At 37.7% G+C, this 15,106-nt stretch carries 16 protein-coding genes; 13 read left to right on the top strand and 3 right to left on the bottom strand.

Features of this window, described 5'->3' with window-relative positions; translation table 11 throughout:
• Position 1 precedes the first annotated feature (1 nt).
• The 4 genes from AC106K_RS12180 to AC106K_RS12165 all read left to right on the top strand — a co-directional run bounded on the left by AC106K_RS12180 (position 2) and on the right by AC106K_RS12165 (position 4,484).
• Complete coding sequence (locus tag AC106K_RS12180) at positions 2-1,744, top strand: OstA-like protein (protein WP_482445609.1); 1,743 nt, start codon at positions 2-4, stop codon at positions 1,742-1,744.
• A 95-nt stretch (positions 1,745-1,839) separates the two neighbouring features.
• Positions 1,840-3,015, top strand: coding sequence for an aspartate aminotransferase family protein (locus AC106K_RS12175; protein WP_482445730.1), 1,176 nt, complete (start codon positions 1,840-1,842; stop codon positions 3,013-3,015).
• 188 nt (positions 3,016-3,203) lie between these two features.
• A complete protein-coding gene (locus AC106K_RS12170; RefSeq protein ID WP_047097383.1) occupies positions 3,204-3,590 on the top strand; it encodes an START-like domain-containing protein in 387 nt (128 codons plus the stop codon).
• A gap of 78 nt (positions 3,591-3,668) precedes the next feature.
• On the top strand, positions 3,669-4,484 hold the full coding sequence (locus tag AC106K_RS12165) for an aminotransferase class IV (protein WP_482445607.1): 816 nt from the start codon (positions 3,669-3,671) through the stop codon (positions 4,482-4,484).
• Between the two features lie 83 nt (positions 4,485-4,567).
• On the opposite strand, the gene AC106K_RS12160 is transcribed toward AC106K_RS12165, so the two are convergent.
• Positions 4,568-5,152 carry an N-acetylmuramoyl-L-alanine amidase gene (locus tag AC106K_RS12160; protein ID WP_047097385.1) on the bottom strand — a complete coding sequence of 195 codons (585 nt, stop codon included), beginning with the start codon at positions 5,150-5,152 and terminating at the stop codon, positions 4,568-4,570.
• Positions 5,153-5,258: 106 nt separating this feature from the next.
• Complete coding sequence (locus AC106K_RS12155) at positions 5,259-5,807, bottom strand: YqgE/AlgH family protein (RefSeq protein WP_047097386.1); 549 nt, start codon at positions 5,805-5,807, stop codon at positions 5,259-5,261.
• Between the two features lie 24 nt (positions 5,808-5,831).
• Here AC106K_RS12155 and pdxH point away from each other — a divergent pair, with 24 nt between their 5' ends.
• Entirely contained in the window at positions 5,832-6,473 is a 642-nt protein-coding gene (pdxH, locus tag AC106K_RS12150; protein ID WP_482445605.1) for a pyridoxamine 5'-phosphate oxidase, read from the top strand.
• Positions 6,474-6,912: 439 nt separating this feature from the next.
• On the opposite strand, the gene AC106K_RS12145 is transcribed toward pdxH, so the two are convergent.
• Positions 6,913-7,203, bottom strand: a complete 291-nt coding sequence (locus AC106K_RS12145) for an HU family DNA-binding protein (protein ID WP_047097388.1) — start codon at positions 7,201-7,203, stop codon at positions 6,913-6,915.
• Positions 7,204-7,602: 399 nt separating this feature from the next.
• Between AC106K_RS12145 and panD the strand changes: the two genes are divergently transcribed.
• From panD to AC106K_RS12105, 8 genes are all read left to right on the top strand, one after another.
• Complete coding sequence (gene panD / locus AC106K_RS12140) at positions 7,603-7,953, top strand: aspartate 1-decarboxylase (RefSeq protein ID WP_002976902.1); 351 nt, start codon at positions 7,603-7,605, stop codon at positions 7,951-7,953.
• Between the two features lie 3 nt (positions 7,954-7,956).
• Complete coding sequence (locus AC106K_RS12135) at positions 7,957-8,985, top strand: lysylphosphatidylglycerol synthase transmembrane domain-containing protein (RefSeq protein ID WP_482445603.1); 1,029 nt, start codon at positions 7,957-7,959, stop codon at positions 8,983-8,985.
• 249 nt (positions 8,986-9,234) lie between these two features.
• Positions 9,235-9,810, top strand: coding sequence for a TerD family protein (locus tag AC106K_RS12130; RefSeq protein ID WP_047097390.1), 576 nt, complete (start codon positions 9,235-9,237; stop codon positions 9,808-9,810).
• Positions 9,811-9,835: 25 nt separating this feature from the next.
• The gene (locus AC106K_RS12125) at positions 9,836-10,510 is read left to right on the top strand and encodes a TerD family protein (protein WP_482445601.1); all 675 of its coding nucleotides are present in this window, start codon (positions 9,836-9,838) and stop codon (positions 10,508-10,510) included.
• Positions 10,511-10,598: 88 nt separating this feature from the next.
• Positions 10,599-11,237 (top strand): vWA domain-containing protein, encoded by a 639-nt coding sequence (locus AC106K_RS12120; protein WP_482445599.1) that lies wholly within the window; start codon positions 10,599-10,601, stop codon positions 11,235-11,237.
• 15 nt (positions 11,238-11,252) lie between these two features.
• Positions 11,253-12,296, top strand: a complete 1,044-nt coding sequence (locus AC106K_RS12115; protein WP_482445597.1) for a TerY-C metal binding domain-containing protein — start codon at positions 11,253-11,255, stop codon at positions 12,294-12,296.
• A gap of 11 nt (positions 12,297-12,307) precedes the next feature.
• A complete protein-coding gene (locus tag AC106K_RS12110) occupies positions 12,308-13,576 on the top strand; it encodes a PP2C family serine/threonine-protein phosphatase (RefSeq protein WP_482445596.1) in 1,269 nt (422 codons plus the stop codon).
• A gap of 5 nt (positions 13,577-13,581) precedes the next feature.
• Positions 13,582-15,093 (top strand): protein kinase domain-containing protein, encoded by a 1,512-nt coding sequence (locus AC106K_RS12105; protein WP_482445594.1) that lies wholly within the window; start codon positions 13,582-13,584, stop codon positions 15,091-15,093.
• Positions 15,094-15,106: the final 13 nt, after the last annotated feature.

Raw genomic sequence — 15,106 nt, 5'->3', positions numbered from 1 at the left:
AATGAGAAAAATCCTTTTTCTGTTTATCTTGATTTCTGCGCTCGGTTTTGCGCAGGATAAAACCCCCGTGAAGAGAGATCCTTATTTGCAGCCTTCTTCACCGGCTCAGCTCAAACAGGTAAAACCTGAAGATAAAATAAAGATCATCCACGCAGATGAGATCAAGAAAAACCCTGAAAAATATAACGGGAATCAATACTTTATCGGGAATGTTCAGATCGAACATCAGGGCTCTGTTCTTACGGCAGATGAAGTCATCATATACAGCGAAGAAAACTTTGTAAAGGCCATAGGCAATACAAGGCTTCAGAATGCTGATGGCTCTGTCATTACTGCAGGAGAAATGGAGTATGATGGTAACACCCAGAAAGGTGTGGCCAGAAAGAATGTTGTTCTTACCGATCCGAAACAAACCATAAAAACGGATGTGCTGTATTACGACAGGCTTGCAAGCCAGGCTTATTTCAATACAGGCGGAACCATTACCGACAGCCAGGGAAATGTGATGTATACCAAATCTGCAACCTATTTTCTGAATACCAAAATGATCGATTTCGTTGGGAATGTTAAAATAGACAATGCCCAGTATATCATTGAAGGCGTTAATATCAAACAGAATCAGAATACCAAAGTAGCAGAGTTTTTTGGGCCTACAACCATTACCAACCGTGCCAATCCTAAAAACAGAGTCTACACCGAAAGAGGGACTTACAGAATGGAAACCAAAGAAGCTTTCCTGAATAAGAATTCCAAGATCTTTTATAATGATAAAATTCTTACCGGTGATGACATGTACTTTAACCAGATTACAGGATTTGGCAAAGCAACAGGAAATGTAACCCTTGATGATCCCAAAGAAAGAAGATATATCAAAGGTGGCTATGGAGAGATCTTTGAGAAAAAAGATTCTTCGATGATGACGAAAAATCCTTATGCTGTTAAAATCATGGAAAAAGACACCGCCTATTTTGCAGCAGAAAAAATTATCTCTTATCAAAGACCCGATTCTCTTGATATAAAAGTGAAGAAAAGCTTCTTAAGAGCCTATAGAAAAGCCAGAATTTATAAATCCAATGCACAGGGAAGAGCAGATTCCATTACCTTCAATGAAACCGACGGAATTATGCATATGTACACCAAACCGATTCTCTGGAGTGGGGAAAAACAGGTGACCGGAGATAAAGTAGAAGCTTATTTTAATACCAAGAATGAAAATATAGACTCCCTGAAAGTGATCGGAAATGCTTTAGCGATCAGCAAGGTAGATTCGTTGACTTTAAAAGATGAATTCAACCAGGTAAAAGGGAAGTTCATGACGGTCTACTATGAAAAGAACGACATTAAAGAAGTAAGAGTTGTAGGAAACGCCCAGGCTATTGCCTATGTGGATGATAATGATAAGGAAACTAAAAAGCCTGAAAGAATAGGAATTACACTTTCTTCCTGCGGAATTATAGGAGCTTTGTTCGAAGAAAGAACCTTACAGATCATTTCATGCAGTATCGGGGCTGCTTCAGATACTTATCCTATGAGTATGATAGAACCGGCAAAAAGGAAGTTTCCGGATTTTAACTGGAACACGAAAGACCGGATCAGGAAATGGCAGGATATTCTGGTAGACAGCCCGAATAACGAGGAAATACAGTATACAGCCGATAACGAACTCTTCGATAAAGCTCAGAAAGCAATAGATGATGAAAGAGCTAAAGAAGAAGCTAAAAAGCCGAAAAGAGTAAGAAAATAATATAAAAGACCAGCAAGTACTGGTCTTTTTTATGGATTAATTTTAGCGTTTAATGAATCTTTTATAGCTTTGCTGAAATTTTTGAGACGATGGAAATGCATAACGATTTTTTTATATATCAGGCACAAACCACAAAATTTGCCGCAGGTTTTGAAGTTGAAAAAGCAGAAGGAAACTATATCTACGGTACAGATGGAAAGAAATATCTCGATTTTGTAGCGGGGGTTTCTGCCAATACGCTGGGACATTCACATCCTAAAATTGTCAATGCCATCAAAGAGCAGGCGGATAAATACCTTCATGTAATGGTATATGGGGAATATGCACAGGAAAAACCTGTTGCATTATGTAAACTGCTTGCAGAAGCTACTCCCGAACCTTTGGAGGTGACATATCTTGTCAACAGTGGGGCAGAAGCCATTGACGGAAGTCTGAAGCTTGCCAAAAGATATACGGGAAGAGAAGAAATTGTATCTTTCAAAAATTCTTACCACGGAAATACCCACGGAGCATTAAGCGTTTCAGGAAGCGAAAATCATAAAAGAGAATTTCGCCCTTTATTGCCAATGGTTTCTTTCATTGAATTTAACAATGAAAAGGATTTTGATAAAATAACAGAAAAAACAGCTTGTGTCATTCTGGAAACCATTCAGGGGGCAGCAGGATTTCTGGTTCCTGATCAGGATTATCTGATTAAACTGAAAAAAAGATGCGAAGAGGTAGGTGCTCTTTTGATTCTTGATGAAATTCAGCCGGGATTCGGAAGAACAGGAAAATTGTTCTCATTCGAACATTTCGGCATTGTTCCCGATATTTTGGTTATGGGGAAAGGAATGGGCGGCGGAGTTCCTGTAGGAGCTTTTATGAGTTCCCGAAAAATAATGGAAACTTTGGCTCATTCTCCTAAGTTGGGACACATTACTACCTTTGGTGGAAATCCTTTGATTGCAGCTGCCAGCTATGCTACTTTAAAGGAAGTTTTGGACAGCGGCCTGATGAACGAAGTGGAAGAAAAAGAAAAGCTGTTCAGAGAGCTTCTGGTACACCCGAAAATTAAAAATATCAACGGAAAAGGATTGATGCTTGCCGTGAATCTTGGAACTCCGGAATATACCCTGGATGTTGCTAAAAAATGTATGGAAAGAGGACTTATTGTTTTCTGGCAGTTGTACAGAAACGAATACCTGAGAATTTCTCCACCGCTTACATTGTCTTTGGACGAAATCAGAAAAGGATGTCAGATTATTCTGGATATACTGAACGAAAATTAGATATAAAATCTCTCCCGAAAGGAGAGATTTTTTTATGCTTTACATGGCAGTTTTGGATAAGTGGACTTAACATAATACAGATTTGAAACCTGTGATAAATATCATACAGATTCTATAAAAAAGTAATTGCTTTTTTGTGTAATAAAAAAATTAATTTATATATTGCGGGACGATAAAACAAAGATTATATGGCGAAACATAAAGTCCATTACGAATTTCCAATGCACTGTTTATCAGAGATTTTGTATGAATATCTGGCTACTGCAGAGGGGTTGTCTGAATGGTTTGCGGATGAGGTAACAGAGAAAGGCGATGATTTCTTTTTTAGCTGGGGTGGAGGCCCTGCCGAAAAGGCCACTTTGATCAGATATAAGCCTGAAGGTTTCGTGCGTTTCAGATGGGAAGAAGATGAAGGAACTAAGAATTTCTTTGAAATGACTATCGTAATAGATGATATTACAGAAGATTTATCTCTTAACATTACAGATTTCTGTGAAGATGGAGATGAAGAAGAAAACGCAATGTATTGGGAAAATCTTATTGAAAACCTCAGAATTAAATTAGGTGCGGCATAATGTTGGACTGTATTAAATGATAAAACTGATGAACGATTTATCGTTCATTATTTTTTTGTAAATAAATCACATCAAAAATTGAAAAATCAATATTTTACATCAGACGGGTTAAATGTTAAGAACAGAGCCTTTCTTTTGGGCGACTCGGTGAAGGTTTCTTTCTTTGTAAGAAAGGGTAGGTTGATCATGGATGAAGAATGCTATTTCTTCCTGATGGCTTCCATGAGAAAGATGAGAATGAATATTCCTCTGAGTTATACACTGGAGTTTTTTCAGACCTTATTTCAGAAAGAAATCATTGAAGGTGCGGGAATACAGAACGGAATTATCAATTTCCAAGTGTTTAGGAATAATGACGGATTAACCCTGGCTAAATCTTCTGTATCTTACTTTTATGAAGTGACGGAAATGGATGATGTATTAGCCGTTTACCAGAGACCGCAGGAATTGGATCTTATCAAAGAAATCAATGTTAATAATAATCTTCTGAGTAATATCAGAGTGCATTGTCCGGAAAATATTTATGGAGGGATTTATGCCCAGGAAAATGATCTTGATGATGTCATTCTGCTGAATCCAAATAAAAGAATTGCCCGTACTACTTCAGGTAATCTTCTGTTCCTGGAAGGAGATGTCATTAAAGTTCCGAAACAGACCGAAGGTGCTTACATTTCTCCTTTGATGGAAAATTTTGTTACGTTTTTACATAAAAATAATCTCGCTGATATTCAAGAACATGAAATCATTGCCTTTGAATCACAGAAAGCAGAAGAAATTTTAATGATCTCTGAAGAAAAGGGAATCTTCTCTGTAGGAAAAATAAGAAATAAAACTTTTGAAAATGCCCGCTTCCTGGAACTGGTGGAAGGCTGGAAAAAAAGTTTTGATCAATAAAATTGACAAACCCGGTAAACAACGAAGTTCCAAAAGTCCTTTACCGGGTTTTATTCTGATTAAATCAGAAATTGTTTCATTATTTAATATTCATTGATGATTTCAATGAATTTCTGTGCGATTTCTTTTTGACCTTTCTCACTGGTCATATAATTTCTGTCTTTGGTATTGTTGATGAATCCAATTTCTACCAATACCGCAGGTGCCTTAGTCTCCCTTAGAATTCGGTAATTACTTTCTTCTTTTATTTTATGGGCGTTGAACTTTTTATAAATTTTTCCCGCAAGTTCCTTTGATGCTTCAGAATTCTGAGCATAAATTTCAACCCCGCTTTGAGGAGTTTCCTCTTGCGCTGAAGTGCTGGCATGTAATGATATAACCATTTCAGGATTCAGCTTATTGATCTGTTCCGTTCTTTCCGGAAGAGTAGGGTAGCTATCTGTATCTCTCGTTAAGATAACTTCATATTTATCCTGACTCTCATTGATCTTCTGAATTTCCTTTGCAATCTTTAAAGAAATCTCTTTTTCTGTAAACTGACCATGCGTAGCTCCTTTGTCATTTCCACCGTGGCCGGCATCAATGACAATGTATTTTTTGTTGACAGGAGTGAATGATAAAAATGCAGCAGAAAAGACTGATAAAGTAAGTAATGATATTCCTTTCATTTCAGTGGTTTTTGTTTTTCCAAAGAACGGGAAAACTTTCTTTAAAATTGGTTAATGAAATCTTAAAGTTTGTTAATTATCTTCCTGCTATACAGAGGGATAGGTTTTAGTTCAATGAAATATCCTCAGGAGAATTGGCCCAAAGAAGAAATTCTCCACCCAGATTCTGCATGATAGATTTCCAAAGAGTCTGATCATTAGGAAGTGTATAGTCGAGATTGTAAACGTCCACTACCGTCCACATTTTTCTCTGCACTTCAGTATCCAACTGATTGGGTGACCATCCGGAATACCCGGAAAATATTTTTATATTGTGAATATCCAGATCATTACTTAAGACAGCATTGATGATGCGTTCAATATCTTCTGTAAGATAGTACTCATCAGTGATTTCAGTATAAATTTCAGTGACCTTTTCACCTTTTACGATAAAAAATACCTTATCGTTTTCTACAGGTCCCCCATCATATACTTCGATTTTGAAATCAAAAAAATCTTTGAATTTACTACTCATCTGGCTGTTCTTTTTATTCAATATCAAACCAAATGCACCGCTTTCATTATGTTCAATAACCAATACTACCGATCTGGAAAAAATATCGCCGGAAATGTCAGGTGTCGAGATTAATATTTTACCTTTGTATGAGTGATTCATACTCAAATTTAATAAAAAATATTTATGGAAAACCTGCACGACAAAAGAAAAGTGTACGAGAAATCCCAACTTATTGAAAGTGAGATAAAACAAAATCCAATTGAGCAGTTCAGAGACTGGTTTTTGGAGGCAAGTGAGAGTGCAATGATCTCCGAAGCCAATGCTATGGCGGTTTCTACAGTAGAAGAAGATGGCTGTCCAAGGACAAGAATGGTACTTCTGAAAGCCTATACCCATGAAGGATTTATTTTTTATACCAACTACAGCAGCAGAAAAGGAAAAGCGATAGAAAGCAACCATAAAGCCTGTCTGCATTTTTTCTGGCCTAATCTGGAAAGACAGATCATCATTAAAGCAAACCTGGAAAAAGTAGCTGAAAACCTAAGTGATGGTTATTTTCACTCAAGACCGAAAGGAAGCCAGCTGGGAGCTGTAGTTTCACCACAAAGTCAAGTGATCCCGAATAGAGAGTTTCTGGAAGAAAAGCTGAAAGAACTGGAAAAAGAATATGAGAACACGGAAGTTCCAAGACCCTCCAACTGGGGCGGATACCTGGCAAGACCTTATGAAATTGAATTCTGGCAGGGAAGACCTAACCGACTTCATGATCGGATTATCTACACGCTGGAGGACCTGGATTGGAAGATTTCCAGATTGGCTCCTTAATGAGAGGTTAGAAGTTAGAAGTTAGAAGTGGATGTCTTTTAATAGAGAATCGTCCCCTGAAAATATCAGTAGGAGCTTTCAGAGAGGATAAAATTGAAATATAATTTTTATATCAATAGGAGCGGGCTTTAGCCCGCTTATTTTATAATGCGCTATGATAAAGGCTTTAGCCAAAACCTATTCGCTTTAAAAGAGAGATGACAAAATATTTATATTGGGGTAGGTTTTGGCTAAAGCCATTGGAATTGGTGGTTATTTTTTTAACGGGCTAAAGCCCATTCCTATTGAATGGATATTTTTCCGCTTTATTAGACCGTAAACCGAAACTTAAATATTCTGAACCGCTTAAAATATCTTAACGGTTCAATCTTCTCTCATTATTGGATAAAAAAAAGCTGCTCCCGAAGAAACAGCCTTTGAATTTTTGTAATCTGAATGATTATTTTTTCTTAGCACCAGAAACTGCATTTGATAAATCAGCTCCAGCTTTAAATTTAGCAACTTTTTTAGCAGCGATTTTGATCGGTTTTTTAGTTGCAGGGTTGATCCCTTGTCTAGCTGCTCTCTCAGCTACTGAGAAAGTACCGAACCCTACTAAAGAAACTTTTCCGTCTTTTTTCTTTAAAGTAGATGTTACGTTAGAAATGAAAGATTCTAAAGCAGCTTTTGCTGCAACTTTAGTGATACCTGCATCTTTTGCGATTGCGTCGATTAATTCAGACTTGTTCATAATTTTTAATATTAAAGTTAGTTCGTAATTATAGCAAATATAATACTATTTTCTAATTGTGCAATTTTTTTATTAAAACTTATACAATTTTTTTACTTTTCAGTGAAAATAGTTAAAATATGATAATTCGGTTTTTCACGAAAAATCTACGTTACGGGCTACTAAAATCATGCCAAATGCTTATGTTTATTGACTTTAGCAAAAACTTAATATTATTTCCTGTATTTATTAAATCCTAAATTGTGTATAAAGTATTGATTTTTTTAAGCATATGATTGTTAAGTTTATAAGTAAAATTAATATTCCTTGTGTTTTGTGAAATTAAACCCCTGTGTTTGTGGGAGTTTTTAAATCATGATAAAGGTCTGTTTTATTAATTTTTATTAATAAATTTGCATCATGTTAATAGAAGTTTTCAAGTCTAAGATCCACAGGGTGAGAGTTACAGCCTCTGATCTTAATTATATAGGAAGTATAACGATAGATGAAGATCTTATTGAAGCTGCCGGATTGGTAGTGGGAGAAAGGGTTTATATCGTGAATGTGAACAACGGAGAGCGTTTTGATACTTACGTTATCAAAGGGAAAAGAAAATCTGGAGAAGTATGTCTGAACGGACCTGCAGCTAGAAAAGTACAGAAAGATGATATTATCATTATTATTGCTTATGCGCAGATGACCCCTGAAGAAGCCAAAGACTTTCAGCCGAAGATTGTTTTCCCGGACGAAAAAACCAATTTGCTTACCTAGTTCATGGAGAAAACATCAAAAAGTCCATTAAAATCAATACTTACAATAGTAATATCGCTTGCTTTTGCAGGCTTTTTTTTATGGCTGGCTCTTAGGGGGCTCGATTTTAAAGTGATTCAGCAATCATTGGCTAAGGCCAATTATCTTTGGGTCTTGTTTGCCTCTGTATTTGGTCTTCTTGCCTATTGGTTCAGAGCGATCCGATGGAATCTGATGCTGGAACCGATGGGGCATAGGATTTCAAACTCCAATTCTCTTTGGTCTATATCATTTGGGTATCTGATGAATCTTACCATCCCGAGAAGTGGGGAACTGGCAAGGGCTACTGCTTTATATGGAGTAGAAAAGGTACCTGTAGACAAGTCTTTTGGGACCATTATTCTGGAAAGAGTAGTTGATCTGGTATGTATGATGGGGTTTTTGGGACTGACATTATTGTTTAAATATGATGCAATTTTGTCTTTCTATAAAAACTCGGGAATAAGTATGAATCCTAATAAAATTTTATTGGTCCTTTCAATTCTTATCGTAGGAACGGTATTGTTTTTTGCATTTAAAAAGAAACTTTCAGGAATTCCGTTTTTGGGAAAGGTTGTCAATTTTATTGACGGGATTTTTCAGGGATTGACTACTATCTTTAAATTAAAACAAAAAGGAAAATTTGTTCTGTATACATTAGGGATCTGGATTTCATATTATTTTGCAGCTTATCTCGTATGTTTTGCCCTTCCTGAAACGTCAGGATTTACTTTTGCAGATGGTTTCTTTATTATTGTAGTGGGAACTTTGGGGATGATTATTCCTGCCAGTGGTGGAATTGGGGCCTATAACCTTGCGATGAAGTTTGGCTTTATGGCACTTTTTATCTCAGTAGGGAAAAGCGCTGAGCTGGGAGGTGAAATGGGACTTACCTATTCCTTTATTTCTTTACCATTGCAGATTGTGATTATGCTTGTAATGGGACTTATTTCTATTCCTATGCTGGCGAAAGCAAGAAATGCTGCTGTTTCGGATCATGATTTTAAAGATTAGTTTTAAACGTCTTTTATATAATATAGGGTTCAATTGAAAAATTGGACCTTTTTTATTGCCTGTTAATGAAGGTTGAAGGTCACATTTAAAATTTTCGTGATTTTATGATTGAGAGTTTGATATTTTAAATAAGTTCAGAATAAAAATAGGGTTGATTGAAGTGTATGGATTATTTTTCATAAATAAATTTGGTCAATTCGTAAATCACATTTATCTTAATGCAAAAAATAATTCATAATATAAAACACTATGGCAATTAATCTACAGAAAGGGCAAAAGATCGAGATAGGATTGACGAAAATGACGATTGGACTTGGCTGGGACCCTAATGAAGGAACAGGCTATGATTTTGACCTGGATGCTTCTGCAATCATGATCGATGCGGATAGAAAATTAGTAAGCGAGGAGTATTTTGTTTTTTATAATAACCTTCATTCTCCGGATGGAGCTCTTACTCATACTGGAGATGATCCCAATGGTAAAAACAGTGATGGAGACGATGATGAAGCGATCATTATAGATCTTGATAAAGTAGATTCAAGAGTAGAGGAAATCCTTTTTGTAGTCACTATAGAAGATTTTGAAAGAAGAAGACAGAACTTTGGACAGGTAAGAAATTCATACATCAGGGTGGTAGATAATCATTCAAACCAGGAAATTGCAAAATACGAGCTGGATGAGGATTTCTCTATTGAAACAGGTGTAGAGTTCGGGAGACTTTATAAAAGAAACGGAAGCTGGAAATTTGAAGCTTCAGGAATAGGATACAGAGCTGACTTAGGCTTCTTCCTTGAAAAATATTATAAAGGACAAATCATTAAATAATAATCAAACACACAAAATAATAGCTATGGCAATTAATTTACAGAAAGGTCAGACGATTGATTTAAGAAAGAATGACCGTGGAGAAAGCGTTTATGATCTTTCAAAAGTAACGATAGGCTTAGGATGGGATGTAAGGAAACAAGGTGGTTTCTTTGGAAAGCTATTTAATAAAGAAGCGGAATATGATCTTGATGCAGTCGCTTTTCTTTTGGATGGTAACGGAAAAGTAGCCAACCTTGGAAAAACTGTACAGACCAACGATGGAAGACAGATAGGGCTTTATCAGGGAGATGTGGTTTTTTTCAATTCTATGCAGCACCCAAGCGGAAATGTGTGGCTTACGGGTGATAACAGAACCGGTGCAGGAGATGGAGATGATGAGCAGATCATTGTAAGACTTGATCAACTGGATCAAAGCTACCAGAAGATTGTATTTCTGGTAACGATCTATCAGGGAAGAAGCAATAATCAGCATTTCGGGATGATTGAAAATGCGTTTATCCGTGCGGTAGATGCTACAGGAAAGGAAATTACCAAGTATAGCCTTTCCGGAGATTCAAGTATGAACGGAATGTGTGCGATGGTTTTTGCAGAAGCATACCGTCATAACGGAGACTGGAAATTCCGTGCTGTGGGAGAACCACATAATACCGATAATTTCATAGATATTCTGAGACAGCAGTATGCTTACTCGAACTAGATTTATATTTCTTTTAAAAACATCATAAAAGCCGGCTTGGAAGTCTTCGACTTCCTCCGCCGGCTTCAGAATTAATACTTGTCTTATAATGACCAGAAGATTATTAGCCTATTTTTTATTAGATACTTCAGGCTCTATGAACGGAGAGCCGATCCAGGCGCTGAACAATGGCTTCAACGGATTGATCAGTATGCTTCGGGCAGATCCGCAGGCAATGGACAGCCTTCATCTGAGTGTTATTACTTTCGATAGAGAAGTTAAAAATATCATCCCGCTGATTGACCTGGCGAGCTTTTATCCGATGGAAATTACCTGTCCGGATAGTGGGCCTACTCATACAGGAGCTGCATTGGAAATGGTTTCGGAATTGGTACAGAGAGATCTGGTAAAAGAATCTGCTGAGTCCAAAGGAGACTGGCAGCCGTTACTTTTCATATTTACGGATGGGAAACCTTCGGATATTCAGAAATACAGGCAGATGATCCCTGTGATCAGAGGGCTGGAGTTTGGAGCTATTGTGGGCTGTGCTGCAGGGCCAAAAGCTGACGAACAGTTTCTTAAGGAGCTTACGGATCATGTGGTGAAACTTGATACGACAGATGCTATTACGCTTTCTTCCTTTTTCAGGTGGGTGAGTTCTTCCATTACCCAAGGGGGACATTCACAGAATACGGGAGAAAATGTAACACTTCCTCCGCCACCATCGGAGCTTAATATTATTATTTAAAAAAACGTCTTTACCATGAGAAGACTGCCCATTTATTTTTTAGTAGATATTTCTGAATCTATGGTAGGTGATCCTATCGAGCAGGTACAGGAAGGGATTGCCAATATTATCAGAGAATTAAAAAAAGACCCGTATTCACTCGAGACGGTTTATATTTCTGTAGTAGGTTTTGCCGGAGAAGCTGAAGTGATTACTCCGCTTCAGGACATTATTAGCTTTTATCCACCGAAGATTCCGATCGGGAGTGGTACATCTTTGTCTCAGGGATTAATCAAAGTGATGGATTGTATAGACCGGGATATTGTGAAAACAACGTACGACAGAAAAGGGGACTGGAAACCTATTGTCTTTCTGTTTACCGATGGAGTTCCAACGGATGATGCTACCAAGGCTATTGAAAGATGGAATACTAAATACAACGGAAAAGCCAATACCATTGCTGTTTCCATAGGGGAAAATACCAATTACAAACTTCTGGGATCGTTGGCTGATCATGTTTTATTGTTCAACAATACCGATGAAAATTCTTATAAAGAGTTTTTCAAATGGGTGACAGATTCCATTAAAACAACCAGTCAGAGTGTTACCGAAGCAAAAAAAGAAGGAATTAACCTCTCTAAGATTGATTCTCTTATTCTGGAAAAAGTAGACCCTGAAATGGAGCAGAGATTTCCGGATAACAATTTTGTGGTGCTGAACGGTAAATGTTCAGAAACAGAGAAGCTGTATCTGATGAAATTTAAAAAAACATTTGCAGAGTCCAGTATACCGGGAATGTCAACCCGTTATTACAGATTGGATGGGGCCTATAAAATTGATGAAAAAGCATATTACAGACTTTCTTCTTCGCAGAAGACGAATCTTAAAATTTCTATAGAAGAGCTTCAGGGAGGGACTTCGTGTCCTCATTGTGCCAATCCTATTGCGCTGGCAACGTGTTCTTGCGGTGGTATCCACTGTTTGGGCGGGGAAGGTTACAACAGATGTCCGTGGTGCGGTACATCAGACTATTATGGTTTCTCCAGCGAAGGATATGACATCAACAGAACATTGGGATAAATAAACGGCCTATGAAAATACCTTCATTTTATTTCGGAGCTCCCAAAAAAACGATGGATCAATCTGTTGTTGATAAAGAAAAAGAAGAATTTAAAGAAGCCCATTGGGTGTTAAAAAATGCCCATTCCAATAAGTTCTATGAATTCAGTTTTGATATGGAGGAATTCCCCAATATAAGAATTCAGAAGATTGGAAACCTTGAAGAAGCCGGGCTTAGTTTTGATCAGAATAAAATTTCAGGAACTCCCACGATCAATAATGTCTATCATCTGGAGATTGAGTTTTACCATATCGGTGATGAAAAGAATGTGGATGTCAAAAAAGTAGATCTTTTTGTAAATGCAGATCCTAAAGATTTGTGGAAAAATATTCCGACTAATGAAAATGATCTTTTTTATAAACCGGATGCAACTTCATATAAAGGAAAATTTTCAGATAAAAAAATTGTGGTAGCTTCCAAAAGAGGCCGCTCTCATGCACACGAAGGTAAATTCAGGGAAGATGATTTCGCTGTCAGTGAACTTCCTGCTGAATGGAGTATAATTTCTGTGTCTGACGGAGCTGGTTCGGCACCATTGGCGCGAGAAGGTTCCAGACTGGCAACGGTGTCGGTTAATCAATTTTTCAATTCAAAAGAGGTTTTGGATGAAATAGAAAATAATGTCAGTATTCTTTATACAGGAGAATATGCTCAGGAGACCGTTTCGGATGCCCGAAAAAACATGATTAAACTTCTATACAAGGGAGTTTTATATACGCATGAAACATTGGATAAAACCGCAGCCGAAAATTCTGTTGTACTCAATGACCTGAATGCGACACTTATTTTTGCTTTGGTTAAAAAATTCAGCTTTGGATATGTTCTGCTCACTTTTGGAGTGGGAGACTGTCCGGTTAATCTGATCAATCCTGATTTTTCCGAAGTAGAGCTTCTGAATAGAATGGATGTGGGAGAATTCAGCGGCGGTACCCGTTTTATTACCATGAAAGAAATTTTTAATGATCAGATCAGTACGCGCTTCAGAATTACCTGTGTAAATGATTTCTCCTATCTCGTGCTGATGACTGATGGCATTTATGATCCCAAATTTAGCACAGAAAACAAACTGGAAGATACAGAAAGCTGGAAAACATTCTTTAATGATCTGGCAGGAAACAATGATGATTCCGCTAAAGTAGATTTTATAAACGATACCGATATTGATGTACAACTGTCTGTATGGACTGATTTCTGGAGCAGAGGAAACCATGACGACCGTACACTGGCTATAATCTATTAATACAAATGAAAAAGACCGTTAAGGTTGTTTCCGTTCTGGATACAGCCAAATCCTATGAATATGTTGATGAAAACCCAATACAGGGTGGGGTGAAAGATGTCTACTTTTCTCCTGAAAGAGATTATGTAGTGGCTTTTTACAGAAATCCATTGGATGAAGGGCAGAAAGAGCGGATCATGAGAATTGTTTCCACTTACCTGCAAAATATACAGAACGGGAATTCTTCAGAATACTTTTTGAATGAAATATTCAGATGGCCCCATGATATTGTTGAAAAAGGGAAGCTCACAGGAATTGTGGTTCCTGTCTACCATCAGAAATTTTTCTTTGCCAAAGGCTATATCGGTTCAGATAATATCCAGGGACAGGATAAAGTGGGGAAATGGTTTACCGCTCCTATGTTCAGGAATCCGCAATACCCATTGAGACTGGATCCGTCTGAATTGGGAGACTGGCTGAGCTATTTTCAGATTGCAATCAATATCAGTAGGGGAGTCAAGAAGCTGCATCAGATGGGGCTGGCTCATTCGGACCTTTCCTACAATAATATTCTGGTAGATCCGGTGACGAAATCGGCATGTATCATTGATATAGACGGCCTTGTCGTTCCAAAACTATTTCAGCCGGAAGTGATCGGGACTGCCGATTTTATTGCTCCCGAAGTTTTAAAAACCCAACATTTAAGCCTTCAGGATCCTGGCAGACATTTGCCTAACCAAAAGACCGATCTCCATGCGCTTGCCGTTCTGATTTATATGTATCTGCTTAGAAGACATCCTTTGCGGGGAGGAAAGATCTGGGATCTGGATTCTGAAAAAGATGAAATCATCTCAATGGGAGAAAAAGCATTGTTTGTAGAGCATCCGAAAGATCCTTCCAATCAGGTAAAAGCCGATCATCTTAGAAAATGGGATGCATTCTGGGGAGATCCTCAAAAGATTTCCCATTCGGTAACAGGACCTTATATTTCAGAACTGTTCAGAAAAGCTTTTATTGATGGGTTGCACGATCCTATCAGACGCCCTACTGCCAATGAATGGGAAACTGCTTTGCTGAAAACTGTAGATCTTATACAGCCTTGTCATCATGCTGAATGTACAGAAAAATGGTACGTCTTTGACAATACCAGTAATCCGAAATGCCCGTTCTGTGGAACACCTCATCACGGAACATTACCGGTTTTGGATCTGTATTTTAAATTTGATGATGAGGTATGGAAACCGGAGAATCACAGACTGATGGTCTATCATAATCAGTATCTGTTCAAATGGCATGTTTCCAGAAAAGTGATCCGGAATGAGAACCTGACGATGCAGGATAAAATGCCCGTGGGGTATTTCACCTTCCATCAGGGGAAATGGGTTCTGGTGAATCAGGGGCAGCATGGCATGAAAGATATTACCGAACAGAAAGATATTCCGCCAGGTTCTATGGTAGAGCTTACGGATGGTAAAAAAATATTGCTTTCCGCAGAAGAAGGAGGGAGGCTGATTTATGTAACGATGGCGAATCAATAGCGGAAGACGAGGA

The organism is Chryseobacterium sp. FR048, assembly GCF_056844665.1.
Note: the sequence above shows the minus strand (reverse complement) of the source record. Positions and strands in the feature narration are given on the sequence as shown.

Bases quoted from the DNA above. Each gene is read 5' to 3' on its own strand.
- AC106K_RS12180 (WP_482445609.1), top strand. From the start codon at position 2: ATGAGAAAAATCCTTTTTCTGTTTATCTTGATTTCTGCGCTCGGTTTT.
- AC106K_RS12175 (WP_482445730.1), top strand. From the start codon at position 1,840: ATGCATAACGATTTTTTTATATATCAGGCACAAACCACAAAATTTGCC.
- AC106K_RS12170 (WP_047097383.1), top strand. From the start codon at position 3,204: ATGGCGAAACATAAAGTCCATTACGAATTTCCAATGCACTGTTTATCA.
- AC106K_RS12160 (WP_047097385.1), bottom strand. From the start codon at position 5,152: ATGAAAGGAATATCATTACTTACTTTATCAGTCTTTTCTGCTGCATTT.
- AC106K_RS12155 (WP_047097386.1), bottom strand. From the start codon at position 5,807: ATGAATCACTCATACAAAGGTAAAATATTAATCTCGACACCTGACATT.
- pdxH (WP_482445605.1), top strand. From the start codon at position 5,832: ATGGAAAACCTGCACGACAAAAGAAAAGTGTACGAGAAATCCCAACTT.
- AC106K_RS12145 (WP_047097388.1), bottom strand. From the start codon at position 7,203: ATGAACAAGTCTGAATTAATCGACGCAATCGCAAAAGATGCAGGTATC.
- panD (WP_002976902.1), top strand. From the start codon at position 7,603: ATGTTAATAGAAGTTTTCAAGTCTAAGATCCACAGGGTGAGAGTTACA.
- AC106K_RS12135 (WP_482445603.1), top strand. From the start codon at position 7,957: ATGGAGAAAACATCAAAAAGTCCATTAAAATCAATACTTACAATAGTA.
- AC106K_RS12130 (WP_047097390.1), top strand. From the start codon at position 9,235: ATGGCAATTAATCTACAGAAAGGGCAAAAGATCGAGATAGGATTGACG.
- AC106K_RS12125 (WP_482445601.1), top strand. From the start codon at position 9,836: ATGGCAATTAATTTACAGAAAGGTCAGACGATTGATTTAAGAAAGAAT.
- AC106K_RS12120 (WP_482445599.1), top strand. From the start codon at position 10,599: ATGACCAGAAGATTATTAGCCTATTTTTTATTAGATACTTCAGGCTCT.
- AC106K_RS12115 (WP_482445597.1), top strand. From the start codon at position 11,253: ATGAGAAGACTGCCCATTTATTTTTTAGTAGATATTTCTGAATCTATG.
- AC106K_RS12110 (WP_482445596.1), top strand. From the start codon at position 12,308: ATGAAAATACCTTCATTTTATTTCGGAGCTCCCAAAAAAACGATGGAT.
- AC106K_RS12105 (WP_482445594.1), top strand. From the start codon at position 13,582: ATGAAAAAGACCGTTAAGGTTGTTTCCGTTCTGGATACAGCCAAATCC.